The sequence below is a fragment of the Xenorhabdus innexi genome (genome assembly GCF_002632485.1).
GTDB classification, from domain to species: Bacteria; Pseudomonadota; Gammaproteobacteria; order Enterobacterales; family Enterobacteriaceae; genus Xenorhabdus; species Xenorhabdus innexi.
Genome location: NZ_NIBU01000213.1, coordinates 1 through 772, shown reverse-complemented (window position 1 = coordinate 772; position 772 = coordinate 1). Strand labels below are relative to the sequence as shown.

General features: G+C 45.5%; 1 protein-coding gene. It reads right to left on the bottom strand.

Annotation, left to right across the window (positions count from 1 at the left end; all coding sequences use genetic code 11):
- Positions 1 to 772, bottom strand: a 772-nt coding sequence (locus Xinn_RS21160; RefSeq protein ID WP_099137832.1) for an RNA-guided endonuclease TnpB family protein, incomplete at both ends; no start/stop codon positions are given.

The window sequence follows — 772 nt, the reverse complement described above, 5'->3', positions numbered from 1 at the left end:
TAAGTCGCGGTCTATATCCATAGTGCCACAAGATGGACAATCCCACTGACGAACCGACAAAGGCATATCTTCCGTTTTATGACCGCAGCAATGACAAGTTTTAGAGCTGGCGTACCACTGATCCAGTTTTACCAGGTGCTTACCTTGCTCTCTGGCTTTGTACTCCAGCTTTACAACAAAACCATGCCATGAGGCATCTGCTATGTGTTTCGCCAGTTTGCGGTTTTTCATCATATTGGCTGATTTCAGTGTCTCGACTATCACCGCTTGGTTTTCGTCAACGAGAGTCCGAGAGAGTTTGTGCTGAAAATCAGCGCGAGCGTTCGCTACTTTTTCATGGCATTTGGCGACCAGCAATCTAGCTTTCGTTCGATTAGCACTGCCTTTTGCTTTTCTAGATAGCTGACGCTGCTTACGTCTGAGGTTTTTCTCAGCTCGTTTTACAAATCTTGGATTGGCTGTCTTTCTGCCATTAGATTCAATGGCAAAGTGGGACAGACCGAGATCGATACCTGTTACCTTGCTTACCGTGTGAGGTAAATCAGGCGCTTCTACTCCATCATCAACAAGAATTGATGCGTAAAATTTACCTGTTTTACTCAAACTGACAGTGATGCTTTTTACTACCCCACTGATCTCACGGTGAATATTTGCCTTAACAGGCTGCATCTTCGGGAGTTTGATTGCACTATCAGACACCTTTACGCCCACACAGTGGTAACTCGATTGCTTGCCGTGTCTACGTTTGAATTGTGGGTACCTGGCTTTCAAC